Origin of the sequence: Bacillus sp. N447-1 (assembly GCF_022701035.1) — a bacterium.
Classification (GTDB): domain Bacteria; phylum Bacillota; class Bacilli; order Bacillales; family Bacillaceae_G; genus Bacillus_A; species Bacillus_A cereus.
The window spans coordinates 2,590,944-2,612,437 of sequence record NZ_CP065509.1; the positions used below are offsets into that span (position 1 = coordinate 2,590,944).

The following is a 21,494-nucleotide window of genomic DNA, read 5'->3' on the forward strand; positions in this document are numbered from 1 at the left end:
TACTTTCCCTTAACTTCCATTAGCATTATAAAGTAACAGAAATGAGGTACCTATGAAAATATTGCTCAAACAAGCCATTGTATACCCTATTACATCTCAAAAGTTTCAAGGCGATGTACTCGTTACAGGAGAGCGAATTACCGAGGTCAAACCTTTTATTCAACCTACTCAAGATATGACCGTTATAGATGCACGAGCACTCCATCTCTTACCTGGCTTTATTGATGTCCATACTCACCTTGGTCTCTATGATGAAGGCACTGGTTGGGCTGGAAATGATGCCAATGAAACATCTGAAGTTTCAACACCACATATTCGTTCTTTAGATGGAATCCACCCTTTGGATATCGCCTTTCAAGACGCTGTACAAAACGGAATTACAACCGTCCACGTTATGCCTGGCAGTCAAAATATTATCGGGGGGACTACTTGTGTAATAAAAACAGCTGGAACTTGTATTGATCATATGATTATTCAAGAACCTGCTGGTTTAAAGATTGCCTTTGGAGAAAATCCTAAAAAAGTCCATAGTAATGGAACAAAAGAATCCATTACACGTATGGGGATTATGGGGTTACTTCGGGAATCATTCTATGAAGCACAACACTACGGGCACGAAGCTGATTTTCGAATGCTTCCTATTTTAAAAGCATTACGTCGTGAAATACCCGTACGTATCCACGCTCACCGAGCAGATGATATTAGTTCTGCGCTACGCTTTGCAACGGAATTCAACCTCGATCTACGTATTGAACATTGTACAGAAGGACACTTTCTTGTTGAAGAGCTTTCGAAACATAATTTGAAGGTTTCAGTTGGTCCCACTCTGACACGTCGTTCTAAAATCGAACTAAAAAACAAGACATGGGATACTTACCATATATTATCTAAAAATGGTGTGGAAGTTTCTATAACAACAGATCATCCTTATACACCCATTCAATATTTAAATATTTGTGCCGCTGTCGCAGTAAGAGAAGGATTAGACGAGAAAACAGCACTAGAAGGAATTACCATATTCCCAGCGCGAAATTTGCGTTTAGAGGATAGAATTGGAAGCATCGAGGTTGGAAAAGACGCCGATCTCGTGTTATGGACTCATCATCCTTTCCATTATTTAGCCAAGCCTGTACTAACTATGATTGATGGAAAAATAATTTACAAAAAAAATAAAAAAAACTAGTTTATTTTTTTGACTAGATAAAGTATTATACGATTATAAACTGAATGAAACCATAATCAATTTGTGTCGTGATTATCATTTTCAAATTGATGAATGGGGAAGGCAAATGGTGCGCCACCAGCGTTAGAAACTGGTTCTAGTGGGTTCGATTCCCACCCCGAAATTTTTTAAAGATTGATATAAAAATTTCGAGGGTGGGGTGTTTTTTCGTCATGCTACCCTCGTGTGAGGAGGAGTTAGTATGTTGAAAAAACGCGACTTACACGACAGCCACGTTCTATACGAGTTAATGGTGGATCCAGCTGTCTTCCCTTTTGTGCGTCAAAAGGCTTATTCTTATGAAGAATATTTATTCTTAACAAAACAAACGATTGAAGCTGAAGAGCGTGGTGAATTAATTTCACGCACAATTTTAGATGAATGGGGTAACCCTATCGGAACAATTACTTTATTTGATGTGCAAGAAAAAGCTGGATTTCTCGGGACATGGCTTGGCAAACCATATCATGGAAAAGGCTATAATAAATTGGCAAAAGATTCATTTTTTAGTGAACTTTTCTATGAATTAGATATTGAAACAATTTTCATGCGTATTCGTAAAATAAATATTCGTTCTATTAAAGCTGCAGAAAAACTGCAATATGTGAATCTAGCAAACGAAACAAGAAAAGCCGTATATGATGAAATTAACGCAAACGAAGAAGTATATAACTTATATGAAATTCCAAAAGATCAATACACACTTGCTACAATGCGAGATACAACCTTCCAAGATGCTCATCAATTAAAAGAAGCATAATCTAAATTTTCTGAAATGATAATCAATCATTAACATTTTCCATATGCGTATATCCCCTCATGTCTTTGGAAACGATAAATAGTAACTTTAAGACACGAGGTGATTTGTAATGGATAAAAAGAAACGTGATAAAGCAAAAAACACATTATCTAGTACACAAGAAGTTCTCTATCAACGCGAATTTCAAAAAGCAGATCGTGCAGCAGGATATCGCTCGAAAAGCATTTAAAGTGAAAATGAATAATTAGAAGTTTCCCCCCTAATTATTCATTTTCATTACATAATTTTCTCGATTGATAAAAGTAAGCAAAAAGCCCCTTATACATAAGGGGCTTTTTTTGCTGTGGACAACTTTATCCACAAAACCAACAGAATTGTTAGTAATTTTCAAAAACATTTAATATTTTTCTATATTAAAGCATATATCAGCTGTTTTAATTGTGGATATTTTTCTAAAAATTGTGGACAATGTGGATATAGTTGTTAATATTCCGACTTTACTGTTTAATGAAAGCGCAATCCTTTTGTGGATAACTGGCTGAATTTTCTTTGAAAATAATAAAGAACCCTCTTTACATATACAAAGAGGGTTTCATATTAAGTAAAAGATTGTGCAAGAGCAGGTGATTTAATAGGTATATGACGCGGTTCTGCATGATTTTCTGCCAAAATTGCATCTACAATATGACCAGCTGGCTCTGGAAGATAGATGCTTTTCATTGCTTCTTTCATTTGAAGAAGCTTCACATCATCTTGTAATAATGCCTCTGTTTTTGCAAAAACCTCACTATCATCGCGAATGACAACTGCTGCTCCCTTTCTTTCAAAGTACATCGCATTTTCATTTTCTTGTCCTGGAACAGGCTTATATAAAATGACAGGTACTTGCAACGCTGCTGCTTCACTTAATGTTATTCCGCCTGGCTTCGTAATCATACAAGAAGTAACACGGAATAATTCATCAATATTTTCAACATACCCAAACACTTTTAATGCATCGGAATTTTGCTTCTGTAAACTTAATAAATCCTGTTTTAAAGCTTCATTTTTCCCACAAACAACAACTACTTGTAAATTAGGCACTGACATAAATGATTGGCATAGTTCTTTTACATTTCCTAATACCCCATGAGCACCTGCTACAATTAGTAAAATCTTTTTATTCTTACATAACTGATATTTAGTATATATGATTTCTGGATTTACCTTTAACTCAAAACTACTCCGAATTGGAATTCCTGTTTCAACAATTTGTTCCGCAGGTACACCGATATCAACCATCAATTCTTTCACATGATCCGTTGCAACAAAATAACGATCTACTTCTCGATGAATCCATATTTTGTGCACGCAAAAATCCGTTAATACGTTATAGACAGGAATTGAAATACCTGTTTGTTTCTTCAATTCTGGTACAGCGATAATTGGAAATGTATTAATTACAATATCTGGTTTCTCCACCTGTAATAGTGTTTTCAAACGTTTTCTTCCAAAGTTCGCATACCAAGATGCTATTTTCTTATCATAAATTTTTTCTACCCCGTAATAAAACAAACGATATAATTCTTTTCCTATTGTATAACTTTTTAAATATAGATATTTTGTAATGTCAGTTATAAATGGATGTGATTCTCCAAACAAGTCGCATACAATAACATCTTCAATTCCTTTTTGGCGAAATGTTTGTTCTAATGTTTTTGCTACTTGCACATGACCATTACCGTAATGTGCAGTTAATATTAAAACCTTGGGGTTTTTTATCAAACAAATCCACTCCTAGCTTTTTGTTTCTCCATATTGCATATACGACAATAGGAAAAACATTTTCCTTAAAAATTACATAAACAGATTCTAATAATTCCCTTTCAGCTATGTACCTGTCGTGGATATGCAAAGCATATAAGATTGACCCCTTAATCCTATCTGTGCTCATATCTTTACATTATACTTTCCTATAAGAGCTTTCGCAATAACTTACAAATGTTCTCTATTCCATGATACTCACTCTTTTACTTCTTAATTCTTTTACTATTTTGATTTCCCTTTACAATTATGTAAATTTCTCCATTTATTCCGTACAAAATTATGGATATTCTACTTTCAGTATACTCTTTTATCAATATATACTCTAGATTTTATTGTAAAGAAAGCAAAAAGCCTAATCCAATATTTGGATTAGACCGCTTGTAAAATATATTTAGCATGTTCTACATTTTTCTCAGTAGGTGGTTCTACATTTGCGAGTGGATACTTGTGTCCAAGCGCCTCCCATTTATATACACCAAGCTTATGATATGGTAACACTTCAACTTTTTGAACATTAGACAGACTTTGAATAAAGCTAGATAGTTTTTGTAGATCCTCTTCATTATCCGTAACACCAGGAACTAATACGTGTCGTACCCAAATCGGTTTATTCTTATCCGATAAATAACGAGCAAATTGTAAAATATGTTCATTTGGTTTCCCTGTTAATTTACGATGCTTTTTGGAATCGATATGTTTCAGATCCAATAAAACTAAATCTGTATAATCCATTAAAATATCTAGCTTATTTTGGAATTCTGGTTCCTCAGAATAACAACCACCAGAAGAATCGATTGTTGTATGGATACCAGCCGCTTTACACTTTTTAAACAACTCAATTAAAAAGTCTAGCTGTAATAATGGCTCTCCACCGCTAACTGTTATACCGCCTCCGGAAGCTTCAATAAATGGAAGGTAACATGTCACATCCTGCATCACTTCTTCAACTGTTATTTCTTTACCTTTACCGATTTCCCACGTATCAGCATTATGACAATATTGACAACGTAATAAACACCCTTGTGTAAATATGACATAACGAATCCCCGGGCCATCAACAGTACCACAAGACTCTACAGAATGTATTCTTCCTTTTACCATGTTACTTCCTCCTTTATTGAAACAGCCTCCCTTCGCTATATATTAAGAGCGAAGGGACACCTTTTTTCATTTACATGCTTTCATGCATTGTACGGTTAATTACATCAATTTGTTGTTCACGAGTTAATTTAATAAAGTTTACAGCATAACCAGATACACGAATTGTTAATTGTGGATACTTCTCAGGATGTTCCATTGCATCCATTAATGTTTCACGGTTAAATACGTTAATATTTAAGTGGTGCCCTTCTTTTACTGCATAGCCATCAAGCATTGATACTAAATTACGTACTTGTACATCATCTTCTTTACCAAGTGCTTTCGGAATAATAGAGAATGTATTAGAAATACCATCTTGTGCATCTTCATATGGTAATTTAGCCACAGATAATAATGAAGCTAATGCACCTTTTGTATCGCGTCCATGCATTGGGTTCGCACCTGGTGCAAATGGTTCTCCAGTACGGCGGCCATCTGGAGTATTACCAGTTTTCTTACCGTAAACAACGTTAGATGTGATTGTTAAGATTGACATTGTATGAACAGAGTTTCTGTATGTTTTATGTTTACGAAGTTTATTCATAAATGTTTTTACAAGATTTACAGCAATCTCATCTACACGATCATCATTGTTACCGTATTTAGGGAAATCTCCTTCAATCTCGAAGTCAACTGCAATACCATTTTCATCACGAATTGGTTTTACTTTTGCGTACTTAATTGCACTTAATGAATCTGCTACTACAGATAGACCAGCGATACCTGTTGCCATTGTACGAAGAACGTTTGTATCATGAAGTGCCATTTCAATACGTTCATAGCTATATTTATCATGCATGTAATGGATAACATTTAATGTGTTTAAATATAGACCCGCTAACCATTCCATTGTCATATCAAACTTATGCATAACTTCTTCATAATTTAATACTTCAGAAGTAATTGGTGCGTACTCAGGACCAACTTGTGCTTTTGACTTTTCATCTTTGCCACCGTTAATCGCATATAATAATGCTTTGGCTAAGTTTGCACGAGCTCCGAAGAACTGCATTTGTTTACCGATTCTCATTGCAGATACGCAACATGCAATACCGTAATCATCGCCGTATTCAGGACGCATAATGTCATCATTCTCATATTGAATTGCTGATGTTTTAATAGACATTTTCGCACAGTAGTTTTTAAAGTTCTCTGGTAATTGTTTAGACCAAAGAACAGTTAAGTTTGGTTCTGGAGCTGGTCCTAAATTATCTAATGTATGCAAGAAACGGAATGAGTTCTTTGTTACTAATGGACGACCATCTAATGCCATACCACCGATAGATTCAGTTACCCAAGTTGGGTCACCAGAGAATAATTCATTATAATCAGGTGTTCTTGCGAATTTCACAAGACGTAATTTCATAATGAAGTGATCGACAATTTCTTGTACTTCTTCTTCTGTTAAAGTACCATTTGCTAAATCTCTTTCAATGTAAATATCTAAGAATGTAGAAGTACGTCCAAGACTCATTGCAGCTCCGTTTTGTTCTTTAATCGCTGCAAGGTATGCGAAGTATAACCATTGGAATGCTTCTTGTGCATTTGTTGCTGGCTTAGAAATATCGAAGCCATGAGAAGCAGCCATTTCTTTTAACTCTTGAAGTGCACGCATTTGCTCAGATAACTCTTCGCGTAAACGCATTGTATCTTCGCTCATTACACCACCAGTTAAATTCAAATCAGCTTTTTTCGCTTCAATTAAATGATCAATACCATATAACGCTACTCGGCGATAGTCACCGATAATACGTCCACGTCCGTATGCATCTGGAAGACCAGTAATAACACCTGATTTACGTGCATTTCTCATTTCTGGTGTGTATGCATCAAATACACCTTGGTTATGAGTTTTTCTCCACTCTCTAAAAATACGACTAAGTTCTTTATCCATTTCGTATCCATAAGATTCACAAGCTTGTTCTGCCATACGAATACCACCATATGGTTGTAAAGAACGTTTAAATGGTTTATCAGTTTGGAAACCGACTACTTTTTCAATATCTTTATTTAAGTATCCTGGGTCATGTGATGTAATAGAAGAAACAATTTTTGTATCCATATCAAGAACGCCACCGTTTTCACGTTCTTTCGTTGTTAAATCCATTACTTGATCCCAAAGTTGTTTCGTTGCTTCAGTTGCTTCTGCTAAGAAAGATTCGTCCCCTTCGAAAACGTTTACATTATTTAAAATGAAATCGCGAACATCAATCTCTGCTTTCCATTTTTCACCTTTAAAGTTTTCCCATGCGTTTTTAACATTTTCTAATACTTGAGTCATCCTAATCTCCTCCATTTTTGATTAGTACAGGACTAAGATTTTTTATATAACAGCTTACACACTTAGAATACTACTTTTTTACGAAAGTGAACGAAATAGTTGTGACATGTTTGTGAAATATTGAGCAAACTACTATATATATAGTGTTAACTTCATTTAAAAGTCTTTAAAATTAACCCTTTCCTTAATTGTATTTTTTGGTATCCTTATATACGAGTCCTATTTTGTAATATAAGAACAATACCCATTGTAGAGCTGTAATACTCTTATCTCCTAATCTGTTATAGTTTTTATAACAGAACAAAAAAGTGTACACATGTTGTACACTTTTTTTGTTACTTCTATAAAACATCTCTTTTTCTATTGCCATCATAGAATCCGCCACGATTGTCTGTTAATGCAATTATTTGATCTAGTCCTTCTATATGATCACCTATAATTCGAAGTACAGCTGGTGGATGACCTATTTTAGCAAAATGTTCACTGGGACGAATACGGTTCATCTTATCGACCTCAACACGACTTACACATGCAACTTCAAATCCTGAAAGAATAGCTTTCACTTGGGCTACACACGGCGCCAGTAAAGATCTATACCCAATTTCTTTCAAACACTTACGGCTAAACGCATTCGGTACAGCGATAAGAGAGCCTACGCCTAGATCTTTTCTATCACAAGCTAAATTTAATGCATATTTAAATGCAGTTACAAGATGAAGCGGTACTCTTAAATCTAAATAATGATTTAGATCATTTAATGCAACATCTGTTCCATCTGCAATAGCTTTCGCAAAAGGATATAGCTCACTCGCTGGAATAACAAAATCGCCATCTATAAATAACACAATTTCTCCTTTTGCAAAATACGTTCCAAGTGAGCGCCCCACATCATTTCCGAGTGCTTCTTTATATACAATTGTCGTTGCCCCTTTGTCTTTTGCAATTTTTTTCGTTTTATCTGACGAACCATTTACGACAACGATAATTTCGAAGGGTTCAATTTTGCGAAGCTCTTCTATAACGTTTCCAATTGTTTTCTCTTCATCTTGTACGGGAATAACAACCGATAGTTGCTTTCCTTTATAGAAATCAGATGTAACACCCCACCCTTGATAAAACTCTTCAAAACTTAAAGTATGATAGACACTATCCCTTTTCCTATTTCCATCATAATATCCTCCGCGCTCATCACTGCTTAATATCCGTTCTGCTACTGCTTCTATATGATCACCTATCATTCTTTTTTCAGATTGGGAAAGATTTGTCCCATATGCAGCATGCTGGAATGGACGAAATTTATTCGGCGTAATAACGTCAATAGCACAATGACGACTAATTCTCCATTTACTTTGAACTAGGCGTAAATGAGCCACAATAGGATTAACAAAACATTCATATCCGATGCTTTGAACGACTTCTTTCGTCAGCGCATGAGGTACATCTAATAAAGAATTCATTTTTAATTCTTCACGCTCTAACATTGCATTTAATATTTGGCGCCATACTGTAATAGAAGTGGTTTTTTGCCTTTTTAAAAATAATGCATCCAAATTATTTAAAACTACATCTGCCTGATCGTATAAAATCGGATTAAGGAATAATTTTAATTTTGAAGTTGGAATAGCAAAATCACCATCTATAAATAGTAATACATCACCTATCGCATGTTTTGCGCCGACTGCACGTCCAACATCGTTCCCTAGTAGCTCTGTATGCTTGATTACTTTACACCCTAAACGATCTGCAACATCTTCTGTTCCATCATTACAACCGTTTGCTACTACAATGATTTCTACTGGATTTAATGGTCTTACCGATTGAATAACGTCTGAAATCGTATCGACCTCATTACATGCAGGAATAATAACAGATAATGACTTAGCCATTGTTTTGTTCACGAAACCACTTAATTGTTTCCTTCAATCCGTTTTCCCACGTTACTTTCGCCTGAAATTGAACAAGCTCTTTTAATTTTGTTACATCTGGTCTTCTATTTGGAATTTCTTCAAAACCATGAGGATATACTTCTTCAAAAGGCACTTGGACAATCTTCGAAGAAGAATTCGTTAATTTTTTAATTACTTCTGCTACTCCTTTTATGCTCTTTTCATTCTCAGAACCTATATTAATAATCTCACCATTTACCTTCTCATCCATTGCCCGAATCGTTGCCTCTACCGCATCACTTACATACGTAAAACAACGTGTCTGCTTTCCATCTCCATATACGAGAATGTCTTCTCCTTGCAGTGCCGCGCGGATAAATCGCGGGATTACTCCTGCATATGGACCATCTTTCGCTCTTGGACCATAAATATTAAAGTATCGAACAATCGTTACTGGTAAACCTTCTAATGCGTACCCTAAACATAATGTCTCTTCCAACGTTTTACAAACTGCATAACTCCAACGAATTTTAGAAGTTGCCCCGTACAATCGATCTCCCTCTTCAGAGAAAGGCGGCTTGGCCTTACCATATACTTCTGAAGTAGAAGCAAAAACTACTTTCTTCTTTCCTTTTAACGCTGCTTGTAAAACATTTCTTGTCCCATCAAAATTCGTTTCTATGAGCTCTATACTTTTTTCCATTGTTGTTTTCACACCTAAAATTGCTGCTAAATGAAACACGACATCATGCTGATCTACTAATTCATAAATAGAATTTTTATCTAAAACACTTATTGGAATAACACGGATTTCTTTCATTAACTCTTTATGGTACTTATTTTTACCTTTATAAAAGTTATCCACAACAGTGACCTCATAACCTCTTCTTATCAACTCTTCAGCTAAATGCGACCCGATAAATCCGGCCCCACCTGTAATTAAACATTTCTTACTCATTTACTCACCTTCTTTACAATCCCGCGTGTATCTATTACTCGATCCATTCCTTTAAAAAGCTTCCAATCAATATTAGAATGATCCGTTAAAATTAAAATACAATCCGCTTTTTTAACTTTTTCTTCATCTAAAGAAACAGATTGGTACACCTTATCTCCAATTTCTGCGGAAGAAATATAAGGATCATGATATTCTATCTCGTATCCTTGATTTCTTAATAATTGAATAATCGGTAACGCTGGTGATTCTCTCAAATCATTTACATCTTTTTTATACGCAATCCCTACAATTAACACCGTTGCAGGTAATTGCACCACACTTTTTACTTTGCGGACCATTTTCTCTGGCATTTCTTCATTAATTATATGTGCAGCCTCAATTAATTGACTAATTGCCCCATTCTTTTTTATTCTCCATTGAAAATATAAAGGGTCTACGGGAATACAGTGTCCCCCTATCCCTGGCCCTGGCCAATACGGAGTAAACCCAAATGGTTTTGTAGATGCCGCTTCAATGGCCTCATAAAAATCAATGCCTAAACTTTCACATAGTGTGTTTAGTTCATTTACTAAAGAAATGTTAACTAAGCGCTGAATATTTTCAAATAGCTTGCACATCTCTGCTACTTTCGGAGAGCTAACAGGTACAACTTCGTCAAAAATGGTACTATATAAATCCTGTACCTTTTGTTTACACTTTTCTGTTTGTCCACTAATAACTTTTGGAATAGCTTGAACTGAATATTGACTATTTGCTGGATCAATTCTCTCAGGGGAATATCCGATATAGAAATCTTCCCCTACCTTTTTACCATTTTGAGAAATAATAGGTAGGATGACTTCTTCAAGTGTGCCTGGATATGTGGAGCTTTCAAAAATGAAGGTTTGTCCTTTTTGAAGGTTTTGTTGTATATAATGCGAAGCTGAAATGAGGGCACTTAAGTCTGGTTCTCTTTGTTCATTAATTGGAGTCGGGACAGTGACAATAACATAATCACTATTTTGAAAATCAGCAATGCCTTGATCCGGTGTATTTACTGTTAATTTTTTTTTCGTCAATAAACTTTGTAACTCTTTAGAAGAAACATCCGGAATATAACTTTCTCCTTTTATAATTGAGTCTATTTTCCTAATATCTTTATCTAATCCAAGTACTGTATGCCCTCTTTCTGCAAAATGTACCGCTAAAGGAAGGCCAACATACCCTAGCCCAATAATAGCTACTTTACTACTATTCATTTGTATTCTCTTCTTCCCTTCTCAATTGTTGAATTACATCTCTATCTCTATCTCCATCTGTAAAACCACCACGTTCGTCCGTACATTGTAATAAATACGCAACCGCTTCAAGTTGATCACCGAAAATACGATCAAACGCTGAAATACGCCCATTTACAAATTCGTGTTGCTCTGGACGTATGCGATTTGTTTTTATAACATCTACTAACTCTACTGTTGTAATAGAGAATCCTTCTAAAATAGCTTTCACTTGTGCTAATGGCGGAATGATAAGGGAATCATATCCTATTTTCTCTATTACCTTCTTATGAATGGCATGTGGTACAGCAGTTAGTGAGTTATTCCATAAATCTGGTCGTTTCGCTATCAAATTCACAAAGTATTTTCCCATACTAATTGGATCTGCTGGATGAAACATATCTAATAAGCATTGTAAATCATTTAACACCACGTCATTTCCATCTTCAACAGCATGTAAAAATAGAGTGAGTTTTTTTGCTGGAATAACAAGATCACTATCAACGAATAAACAAATATCTGCCGTAGCATGCATGGCACCTATTGCTCGTGCTACATTATGTCCAAGCGCCTTCGTAAATTCAACAACAATAACATTCTCTAGCTTTGCCTGTTTAACAGTCTCAACATCTGCTCCATTCGCGACAACTATAATTTCATCTACACCTGCTTCTTTCACTTCTTTTATAACAGACCTTATGGTTATTTTCTCTTCTGATACTGGGATAATGGCACTATATTTCGCTTTATTCTTTTGTAATAAAACTGGTTTATACTTTCCTACAAACTCTCTATCTCTATTGTTCTCTGAAAAACCACCGCGTTTACCATATGTTTCGATTACGTATTGTAAAGCTCGCAAATGATCACCCATAATACGACTAGTCGCTTTCGGATAAGGAGAGCCAGGTGATGTACCAGTATGCACAGGTCGAACTTTATTTGTGTAGATGACATCAACTGAAGCCATATCAGAAATATCTACTCCTCTAGACATCGCCATCGCTTGAAATAATGCTGGATCTGCTAAATTCCACCACCCCAGTTTTTCAATCACTTTACGACTTATCGCATGTGGTATTGCAATTAAAGATCCTACAACAAACTCTTTCTTGTTCAAATAACGATTTAACATATATTTTCCAACCGTCGTATAATGCGGTCTCATCTTCAAGTAAACGGACCATGTTAAATTATTTAAAACAATCTCATGCCCTTGTCGTATTCCTTTAATAAAATTGTATAATTCTTCACTTTTCATGACGATATCACCATCTAAAAACAAAACAATCTCACCTTTTGCTTCTCTAGCACCAATTGCCCGTCCCACATCATTACCAAGAGAATCTCTATAATAAATTACACGGCAATTATGCTGTAATGCTATTTCCTTCGTCCCATCTGTAGATCCATTATCTACTATGATAACTTCATATGGTTCGAGCTTTCTTACCTCTACTAAAACTTTTGATAAAGTACTTGCTTCATTATGCACTGGAATAACAACTGACACTCTCATACTTGTATCACTCTTACCCTTCCAAGCGAACATAAGCAATAATAGGAATACGCACAACTACATCTTCTGGTGGTCCATAAGAAGGAGAAGTACGAACAATTACTGCCCCATCCGTCACAGATAAAAGAACGCCTGCAATGATTTCTACAGCTGTCACAACTTGCACTAGTTCGCCAACATGGTTACGTAATTCATCAGTAAATAACATATATAACTCTCCTTTCTTAAGCTTCTTTAATTGATATAATACTTGTAAATGGTAATAAAACTTCAGTTCCTATTCCTTCTTGCAATGTTAAAAAGTCATCACCAACTGCTACAATAACACCTGTTAATTGTCCAACTGTCACCGTAATTTCTACGTTTTTACCTAAATACTGCTTTGCAATTTCTTTAAAAGGTGATGTATTGCATTCTTTTAAAATGTTACAAATAATAGATTGAAATCTACTTGATTCAATAACTTCTTCCGTAGCTTGCTTAGAGTTTCTTTGAATAAATCTCGCGAAGTTTTGTGAAAATAAAAGTCTTTCCACAGCAGGCAATAACTTATTATCTAAAAAATAATCTAATTGTCTATTAAACAATCTTGATAATTTATGCCAATATTTTCTGAACAGACACATACACTTCTCCTCCTATTATTTTTAGATTATAAAATTTTACATCCATACATCTTAATGTATACAAAATGGATATTTTTGTGATAGGTAAGACATACATTTTCTAAAAGAAATATTTGTTTCAGAGCATAAAAAAAACTATCCAAAAGGATAGTTTCTTACACTTCAATATTCCGCAATATCGAATAAATGTCATTATTCACTTTACCAAATGATTTAATATTATTTTGAATGTTAGATAATAAAACAACATATACACTACCATTTTTACTAAATCCGTTTAAGCAATTCCAACCTGGCATTACACCATGATTCGAATAGCTTCCTGGGTCTACGTACCATCCAAACCCGTAATCCTTTTTTCCACCCGTAAACATTTGATCGTAACTCTCTTTTGAAATTAATTTTCCAGAGTATAACGCCTCATTAAATAAATATAAATCATGTGCACTCGTATATATATCACCACAACCATAAAGTTGTGACATGCTTGGAATATTAGGTGTTGTCATATTATTATTTACTATTTTATAACCCGTTGATGGGAATCTTGTTTGTTCTAACGCTGTGCCAAAGCCAGAATGTTTCATACCCGCAGTAGCAAAAATATGTTGTTTAATATATTCTTCGAGTGACTGCCCACTTACCTTCTCTGCAATATAAGCAAGTATAGAGTAGTTCGAATCAGAATACTTCCACTTCTCTCCCGGACCACCAATACGCTTTTGATTTCCTATCCGCTTTATCAGTTCTTCATGAGAAATATCTTCTTTTCCCTGCTCATATTCGGGAATCCCTGATGTATGTGTTAATAGATGTTTTAGCTGAATATTATTACCTTGTGGAAAATCTGGAATATACTTCGCAACAGTATCTTCTACTTGTAATTTATTTTGATCTTTCAATTGCATAATAGCAGTTGCTACAAACGCCTTTGAAATAGAACCAATATAAAAAGTCGTCTCTGAATTATTCGGTACTTGCTGCTCTTTATTTGCCATACCGTACCCTTTATTCAGAAGAACTTTTCCGTTCTTCACAATAACAGCTGTCCCGCTAAATCCTGCGTTTTGTAAATACTGGTCCAATTGAGCGTTTTCATTAATTTCTTGAGGTGGTCCTTCAGCAGGTTTCTCCGCTGCTTGCGCTTGCTTCATTTGTTCTTCCTGCTCTTTTTGTTTTTGCTTCTGTACTTCTTGTTTCTTTTTTTCTTCTTTCTTTTTTAACTCTTCTTGTTTCTTCATTTCTGCTGCCGCTTTTAAAGTTTCTTCTTTCTTATTATGCGCAACAATTTTTGTATACATGAAATATACAAGTGATAATAGTAAGACGAGAATGATTGTTCTTTTTATGTATACAATCGGCCGATGTGCTTTCCCATTCGCATTATTTTTTTCCTGATCCATAATTGCTTTTTTCCCCTTACTCACCAATAATTTAATTCCTCTACTAAAGATTCGTTTTAGTAGATTATGGATAATCCATTCTATATCATCCCTACTTTATCACGCACTGCACATATTACCAACCTATATGTACAAAAAAGAAAAAGAAAATTTACAAAAGTAAGATTCCCGTTAAATTATTAACAAAAAAAGAGGATATCCTCTAAAAAATTGATGTTATCAATCTTTTGGGACATCCTCTTATCTCATTATTTATACGTGTTTTTTCATATCATCGGCAACAGATTCAACATTTGTACCTACGATAACTTGTACACTAGTATTACTTAATTTCATAACACCTTTTGCACCAGCACGTTTTAATGCTGCTTCATTTACTTGACCAGCATCTTTTACTTGTAAGCGTAGACGTGTTGCACAGTTATCAATAACTGTTAAGTTTTCTTTTCCGCCTAAAGCTGCTACGTAAGTTTCACCAATTGAACCTGCAACTGGTGCATCACCATCTTCAACTAACTCATCGTCATCTTCACGACCAGGAGTTTTTAAATCGAACTTCTTAATTAAGAAGTAGAATACTATGAAATAAATTGCTGCGTAAATTAAACCGATACCTGCTAGTAAGACTGGTTTTGTTGCAATACCGAAGTTTAAAGCATAATCGATTGCACCGGCACTAAATGAGAAACCATCATGAATGCCAAGTGATGTTGTAATGAATAAAGAAAGACCTGTTAGTACAGCATGAATACCATATAATACTGGTGATAAGAACATGAATGAGAATTCAATAGGCTCTGTAATACCAGTTAAGAATGAAGTTAATGCTAGACCAGCTAACATACCAGTAACTGCTTTACGCTTTTCTGGTTTAGCAGCTGCAATCATTGCGAAACATGCTGCTGGTAAACCGAACATCATAACTGGGAAGAAACCAGTCATAAACATACCTGCTGTTTTGTCACCTGCAAGGAAACGAGCAATATCACCATTAACAACATTACCTGCTGCATTTGTAAAGTCCCCAAATACAAACCAGAAGTATGTGTTCATTACGTGGTGTAAACCAATTGGGATTAATAAACGGTTTAATAAACCAAATAATCCTGAACCAATTGCACCTAAATTAACAATTCCATGAGCTAATGCATCAATACCATTTTGAATTGTTGGCCAAATTTGTGCAAATAGAATTCCTAATATCAGCATCACAACTGATGTAACAATTGGAACGAAACGTTTTCCAGCAAAGAAACCTAACCATTCTGGAAGTTTAATCTTATGGAATTTATTATAAAGAAGTCCTGCTATAACACCAACAATAATACCACCTAAAACTTTCATATCTACTTTAGTCGATAATTCAGCAGCCTTAGATACTTGTGTCATTGTATCCGCAAGCTTAGATGGATCTACATTTGCGCTATTACCTATTAAATCTTGGACTTTACCTAATTTACCTTGTAATTCAGCAGTTGAATACCCTTTGCTAAGTGCATCAATACTATTTTTCATAACAAGATAACCAATTGCACCTGCAAGACCTGCTGCACCACTACCATCCACTGAAAGACCGATTGCAATACCAATTGCAAAAATAAGTGCTAAGTTATCAAAAACTGCTGCGCCGGCCTGTGCCATAACAGGAATATCAAATACATCTGGTTGCCCTAAACGAAGCAATAATCCTGCTGCTGGTAGTACTGCGATCGGAAGCATTAAAGCTTTACCAATACGTTGTAAAAACTGCAACATTTTAATTCCCCCTAATTTAATTTATGAAATCGTTATCATTATAAGTGCGCTTTAGAAAACGCTTTCTATTACATAACCATAATAACATATAGTTGTATAGATGTGTAGTTTTTATTTCCGAACTTTTTATGGATAAATCTCCTATTTCCAAACTGTTATATAAAAGGAAAATTCTCCTTTTTAAAATACAGAATACTCGAAACGAAAGACCTATTATAGCACATTGAACTTTCGTTTTATCATTCCACTTTTTCATGTTATTATTTATTTCCGAGCATATCGGGAAAAGTAAACTTAGTTAATTCAAAATAGGAGCGTTGGTACTATGCAGTGCATTGAAACAAACAACTTACAACAGTTGTTAGAACAAGTAAAACCATATACAAAAAAAGGAAAACTTGCTACTTATATCCCCGAACTAGGAAATGCAAATCCAGACGATTTAGGGATTGCCATTTTCCATAAAGAAACAGAATATATCCATGCAGGCAACTCACAAACACTATTTACTCTTCAAAGTATTTCCAAAGTAATTACACTTGCCCTTGCCCTTTTAGACCGTGGTGAAGAATATGTATTTTCTAAAGTTGGAATGGAACCAACGGGTGACCCATTTAATTCTATTATTAAGTTAGAAACGACAAGTCCGTCCAAACCCCTTAATCCAATGATAAATGCAGGAGCATTAGCTATTACAAGCATGTTAGAAGGAAAAGATAACGAGGAAAAAATGGAACGTATTCTTCATTTTGTACGTGAAATAACAGATAATCCTACTATTAATTATTCCTCTAAAGTTGCCGATTCAGAACTAGAGACAGCTTACCTAAACCGTTCACTTTGTTATTATATGAAACAAAACGGAATTATCGATTGTGATATTGAAGAACTTATGGATTTATATACTCGTCAATGCGCAGTTGAAGTAAACTGCATCGATTTAGCACGTATCGGCTTAATTTTTGCAATGGATGGATATGATCCATATAAAAAGAAACAAATCATCCCTAAACATATTACAAAAATTTGCAAAACATTTATGGTCACATGTGGTATGTATAACGAATCTGGTGAATTTGCAATTCGTGTTGGTATTCCTGCAAAAAGCGGTGTAGCCGGTGGTATTTTTGGCTGCGTAAAAGGAGACATGGGAATCGGTATTTTCGGACCAGCTTTAGATGCAAACGGAAATAGTATTGCTGGTTTTAAAATTCTTGAACTTCTTTCTGCTCAAGAAGGTTGGAGCATTTTTTAATCGCGAGTTATCCTGCTATACTAGCAGGATTTTTTATTTCGCCAAAACCTCAATTTTGCGAGTTATCAATCTTCTTATAAAAACAGTGCTGAAAGTTTCTCTATATCATGCATATTTGTTCCCCCCTCCTGAATAATATAGTACAACCTAGCGCTATATGTGGAGGTGTGAAAGATGAAACTAATATTTCAAATGGGAAAACAACCTGTTCTTGAAAAAACAATCCTTCTTTTTATATTGAGTATTGTAGAAAGCTTGAAGTTAAAAGTTGTTTCACTCGACGAAGCTCACCGATACATATTCAATTTAGAAGTACTTGAATTATTAATGGATCGGAACATCGATGATCAAGTACTTGAACTTATTCATTTCGGGATGGGACTTGAAGACATTTATCACGTGCTTCCTGAAGAACTTGAGCATACGATTGAGGAATTAAAATGGCTTTGCATTCAAGTATTAAGTGAGTACAGTATGCATGAAGAATCGGAACAATTAATTGAAGATATACGGTAAAAAAGCACCTATGTAGGTGCTTTTAATGTTTTTTTAAACTATTTTTATACGCCTCAATATTTACTGGTAGCTCTTCCTCTTCCAAAGTATGTTCATTTACATCTTTATGAATGAACGCACCTTTAGGTGGTTGATGATCATGCCCTTTTTTCTTATGATCAAATGCTTTCCCGCGTCCCATACAAATCCCCCTTTCTTAAAAGAAATCCGTATTAGTATGGAGAAAAGTACGTCGATATATGCAATCCCTTGCTGTATTTCCAAGGAAATACTCGAACCTTGTTTTCTACTCTCCTTACAACAACTGATCGATCCCAATAAGAATTAATAATACTCCTGCGATAATTGTCGCCCATTTCCCTAAGTATTCTGCTAAAAATCGTTTTCCTACATACGCAAAACCACTAATACAAATAAAACTAAACACCCCAGAAATAGTCGCTGTAAGCCAAAGATTTAAATTTGTTATCCCAGCATCAAATCCACCTGCAATATTATTAATAGACAACGCAATCCCTAATACAATTGCTTCTGAAAAACTAATTGTTTTAGAACCATCAAAATCTGCTTTTTCTGGATCACGTAAAATTCCCATAAGTACATTACCATCTTTAGAGCCTACGGTATTTCTTTGCCCCAAGAAAGGCTGGCACAAAATAAACACCCCGATTATCCCTAAAACTATCGCTCCAATCAGGTTTGCTGTAAACTCTGAAATAAATAACGCAATCCAGTTCCCAAAAAATCCAGCTAATAAAGTAAATAAAAACCCAAAAAATGCGATGATAAAATTGTTGAACCACGAAATTCTAATTTTACGAATGCCATATGCAATCCCAACACCTGCATTATCTAAATTAGAAGCAATCCCGATTAAAAAAATTGAAAATAGACCTGCCGTACTCATAAATAGCCACCCCTTTTCCTCACTTTTCCATGCATCTTATGAAAATGTTGAGCAACTGTGCCTGTCTGTTTCATATACATGTAATAAATGCTCAACATTTTTTCAACAATAAAAAGGAGTGCCTTCGCTATGCCTAAAGAAAATCCAAATGAGCGGCTTAGTAGATTAATAAAAAAACTTTTAAAAGAACGTGCCTTATCTATGCGCCAACTCGGAATGCTTACAAATATTGATCCCGCAACAATCTCAAGAATTATGAATGGTAAACAACCGCCAAAACAAAAACACCTACAAAAATTCGCAGAATGTCTACAAGTTCCACCCCAATTGTTATTTGATGAAATGTATCCTGATTCTCCTCACATTAATAAAGAAAAGACGGATATGTACACATCTCTTGATACCATTCAGCAAACTCTGCAATCCTCTAACTTATTCGATTTCGATTACACTACAACTCGCGTAAAACAAGAACTCGAAAATTACGAACGCTATGCCCAGACAACAGAAGGCGAAAAACGTATTCATGACAGTTTTGCAAGCAAATTAGAGCAAATTGATAGTGCTGGTCCTTTTATTGAACAATTAACAGATATGTATCAACAATTTTGTAATGAAACCATTTCAAAAGAAGAACGTGCAGTTCTTGGGAGCGCATTACTTTATTTCATATTATCGACAGATATTATTCCCGACTATCTCTTTCCAATTGGCTATTTAGATGATGCGATTGCCGTTGAATTAGCGAAAGAGAAATTAATTGAACTAAAACGAAAGACATAGAAAAATAAAGAACTATTTCAGTTGTTTATATTCAACACTGAAATAGTTCAATAAAAAATCGTACAAGTATACATACTCGTACGATTTTACTGTACAAATCTATTTTTCCGTGTGGCACCATTCATATATAAATGCTGTTATCACTTTTGTAAATTCAATTAACTGTTCAACTTCAACTTTCTCATTTACAGAATGTGCTTCTTCTAATGTACCTGGTCCATATATAATCGCTGGAATATGAAATTCACTAAACCAACCACCATCCGTTACCGTTGCAGACATATCTAAAATTGCATTTTTAGAAAGAATTGATTCATGTACTGAGCTAAGCGTTTTTACAGCTGTATGTTCACTATCTATTTCTAAAGAAGGGAAAATTTCGCCACGATCCACAATCATTGATTCTCCGCCCCACTTAAATTGTGGTGGATTTTCACTTAGCCATGGATCGGCAGCTGCTACTTTACCGATATACTCTTCAATTTCTTTTATTATTTGTTCATGTGTTTCATTCGGATAAAAGTGCACTGTTATCCATAACCGGCACTCATCCGCAATAAAAGCTGCATGTCTTCCACCCTCAATAACAGCTGGATTAATTGTTGTTGTTCCAGACGGATAGCCTTCATATGTTTTCATAACTGCCCAATGACGCTCTAATTCTTGCAAACTTTGCACAATTTTCATCATTTTTTCAATTGCACTCGCTCCAAATAAACGTCCTCCAGCATGAATCATTTGCCTACGCGTTGCATCATGAAACGTTTGAGGGCTTTTCACAGTAATCCAGCCAGTAATTACGCCGCCCTGTCCTTGCATATGTAAATTACTCGTATCCACTACGACTGCAAAATCAGCATCATAACCTCTTTTGCAGCATTGAAGTGTACCAGCTTCTCCAACTTCTTCTCCAATTACGGATTGAAAGATTAAATCTCCAGGTAATTCAATACCAGCTTCTTGTAATAGCTGAATAGCAAATAGCGCTCCAGCTAGTCCCCCTTTCATATCAGCTGCACCACGTCCAACTAACCAACCATCTTTTATAAATGGCTCAAACGGATTTGTTTCCCACGCCTCATCTGCCGATACTTCAGCTACATCCATATGTCCATTAATAATAAGACTTTTATATGAGTCACTTTTTGCCCCTTTTTTCACACCAACAACGTTCGGATCATTAGGATATACATCCCATTTATCAATACTAAAATTTCGTTTTCTTAAAAAATCTGCAACAAATTCTTGCGCTTCATTTGTATTTCTCGCTGGTGGTGCTGGTGTTTCAAAACGAATTAATGTTTTTGTAAGTTCTAACAATTCCTCTTTCCTTGAATCTATTTGTTTTAACAACTGCGAAACTTCTGGATTCATCGCTAATTCCCCTTTGCATACATAGTATGTTTCCAGCTTTATTTTCA

Annotated in this window: 20 protein-coding genes and 2 pseudogenes; 6 read left to right on the plus strand and 16 right to left on the minus strand. The window is 35.1% G+C overall.

Translation table 11 applies throughout. The features are described from left to right. Positions 1–52 precede the first annotated feature (52 nt). From IQ781_RS13085 to IQ781_RS13095, 3 genes are all read left to right on the plus strand, one after another. Positions 53–1,183 (plus strand): amidohydrolase, encoded by a 1,131-nt coding sequence (locus IQ781_RS13085; protein ID WP_000698319.1) that lies wholly within the window; start codon positions 53–55, stop codon positions 1,181–1,183. 241 nt (positions 1,184–1,424) lie between these two features. Continuing rightward, a complete protein-coding gene (locus IQ781_RS13090; RefSeq protein WP_000914737.1) occupies positions 1,425–1,982 on the plus strand; it encodes a GNAT family N-acetyltransferase in 558 nt (185 codons plus the stop codon). 109 nt (positions 1,983–2,091) lie between these two features. Next, entirely contained in the window at positions 2,092–2,211 is a 120-nt protein-coding gene (locus IQ781_RS13095) for a YfhE family protein (RefSeq protein ID WP_000358482.1), read from the plus strand. A 368-nt stretch (positions 2,212–2,579) separates the two neighbouring features. Here IQ781_RS13095 and IQ781_RS13100 read toward each other — a convergent pair whose 3' ends face one another. From IQ781_RS13100 to IQ781_RS28330, 13 genes and pseudogenes are all read right to left on the minus strand, one after another. After that, the gene (locus tag IQ781_RS13100; RefSeq protein WP_000594691.1) at positions 2,580–3,746 is read right to left on the minus strand and encodes a diglucosyl diacylglycerol synthase; all 1,167 of its coding nucleotides are present in this window, start codon (positions 3,744–3,746) and stop codon (positions 2,580–2,582) included. 411 nt (positions 3,747–4,157) lie between these two features. Further along, entirely contained in the window at positions 4,158–4,889 is a 732-nt protein-coding gene (pflA, locus tag IQ781_RS13105) for a pyruvate formate-lyase-activating protein (protein WP_000238458.1), read from the minus strand. Between the two features lie 70 nt (positions 4,890–4,959). After that, positions 4,960–7,209, minus strand: a complete 2,250-nt coding sequence (gene pflB / locus IQ781_RS13110; RefSeq protein WP_000195471.1) for a formate C-acetyltransferase — start codon at positions 7,207–7,209, stop codon at positions 4,960–4,962. Positions 7,210–7,361: 152 nt separating this feature from the next. Next, positions 7,362–7,582: pseudogene (locus IQ781_RS13115) on the minus strand (hypothetical protein). After that, positions 7,551–9,095 (minus strand): glycosyltransferase family 2 protein, encoded by a 1,545-nt coding sequence (locus tag IQ781_RS13120; RefSeq protein ID WP_013141734.1) that lies wholly within the window; start codon positions 9,093–9,095, stop codon positions 7,551–7,553. The pseudogene IQ781_RS13115 and the gene IQ781_RS13120 overlap by 32 nt, the downstream one beginning before the upstream one ends. Continuing rightward, positions 9,088–10,053, minus strand: coding sequence for a UDP-N-acetyl-alpha-D-glucosaminuronate decarboxylase (locus IQ781_RS13125; RefSeq protein WP_139847045.1), 966 nt, complete (start codon positions 10,051–10,053; stop codon positions 9,088–9,090). Before IQ781_RS13125 ends, IQ781_RS13120 begins: the two co-directional genes overlap by 8 nt. Then, positions 10,050–11,291, minus strand: coding sequence for a nucleotide sugar dehydrogenase (locus IQ781_RS13130; RefSeq protein WP_001088925.1), 1,242 nt, complete (start codon positions 11,289–11,291; stop codon positions 10,050–10,052). Before IQ781_RS13130 ends, IQ781_RS13125 begins: the two co-directional genes overlap by 4 nt. Beyond that, positions 11,284–12,828, minus strand: coding sequence for a glycosyltransferase family 2 protein (locus tag IQ781_RS13135; protein ID WP_001266465.1), 1,545 nt, complete (start codon positions 12,826–12,828; stop codon positions 11,284–11,286). The genes IQ781_RS13130 and IQ781_RS13135 overlap by 8 nt, the downstream gene beginning before the upstream one ends. A 13-nt stretch (positions 12,829–12,841) precedes the next feature. Further along, positions 12,842–13,036: an LSm family protein gene (locus IQ781_RS13140; RefSeq protein WP_000899469.1), complete on the minus strand. Its 195-nt coding sequence runs from the start codon at positions 13,034–13,036 to the stop codon at positions 12,842–12,844. Positions 13,037–13,052: 16 nt separating this feature from the next. Further along, the gene (locus tag IQ781_RS13145; RefSeq protein ID WP_000335531.1) at positions 13,053–13,454 is read right to left on the minus strand and encodes an LSm family protein; all 402 of its coding nucleotides are present in this window, start codon (positions 13,452–13,454) and stop codon (positions 13,053–13,055) included. Between the two features lie 155 nt (positions 13,455–13,609). Then, positions 13,610–14,857, minus strand: coding sequence for a serine hydrolase domain-containing protein (locus IQ781_RS13150; protein ID WP_000371812.1), 1,248 nt, complete (start codon positions 14,855–14,857; stop codon positions 13,610–13,612). A 252-nt stretch (positions 14,858–15,109) separates the two neighbouring features. Then, positions 15,110–16,612 (minus strand): N-acetylglucosamine-specific PTS transporter subunit IIBC, encoded by a 1,503-nt coding sequence (gene nagE / locus IQ781_RS13155; protein ID WP_000938900.1) that lies wholly within the window; start codon positions 16,610–16,612, stop codon positions 15,110–15,112. 141 nt (positions 16,613–16,753) lie between these two features. Next, positions 16,754–16,868 (minus strand): annotated as a pseudogene (locus tag IQ781_RS28330) (transcriptional regulator). A 69-nt stretch (positions 16,869–16,937) separates the two neighbouring features. On the opposite strand from IQ781_RS28330, the gene glsA reads away from it, so the two are divergent. Then, entirely contained in the window at positions 16,938–17,867 is a 930-nt protein-coding gene (gene glsA / locus IQ781_RS13160) for a glutaminase A (RefSeq protein ID WP_001149861.1), read from the plus strand. Positions 17,868–18,041: 174 nt separating this feature from the next. After that, entirely contained in the window at positions 18,042–18,383 is a 342-nt protein-coding gene (locus IQ781_RS13165; RefSeq protein ID WP_000766604.1) for a DUF3969 family protein, read from the plus strand. Positions 18,384–18,405: 22 nt separating this feature from the next. Here the strand turns inward: IQ781_RS13165 and IQ781_RS13170 are convergent, their stop codons facing one another. Both IQ781_RS13170 and ytaF read right to left on the minus strand, forming a co-directional pair. Further along, positions 18,406–18,564 carry a hypothetical protein gene (locus IQ781_RS13170; protein ID WP_000532409.1) on the minus strand — a complete coding sequence of 53 codons (159 nt, stop codon included), beginning with the start codon at positions 18,562–18,564 and terminating at the stop codon, positions 18,406–18,408. Between the two features lie 114 nt (positions 18,565–18,678). After that, positions 18,679–19,290, minus strand: coding sequence for a sporulation membrane protein YtaF (gene ytaF / locus IQ781_RS13175; RefSeq protein WP_000100723.1), 612 nt, complete (start codon positions 19,288–19,290; stop codon positions 18,679–18,681). Positions 19,291–19,419: 129 nt separating this feature from the next. Here ytaF and IQ781_RS13180 point away from each other — a divergent pair, with 129 nt between their 5' ends. Beyond that, a complete protein-coding gene (locus tag IQ781_RS13180) occupies positions 19,420–20,073 on the plus strand; it encodes a helix-turn-helix domain-containing protein (RefSeq protein ID WP_001123715.1) in 654 nt (217 codons plus the stop codon). 99 nt (positions 20,074–20,172) lie between these two features. On the opposite strand, the gene IQ781_RS13185 is transcribed toward IQ781_RS13180, so the two are convergent. Then, positions 20,173–21,447: an acetylornithine deacetylase gene (locus IQ781_RS13185; protein ID WP_001067754.1), complete on the minus strand. Its 1,275-nt coding sequence runs from the start codon at positions 21,445–21,447 to the stop codon at positions 20,173–20,175. Between the last annotated feature and the right edge of the window lie 47 nt (positions 21,448–21,494).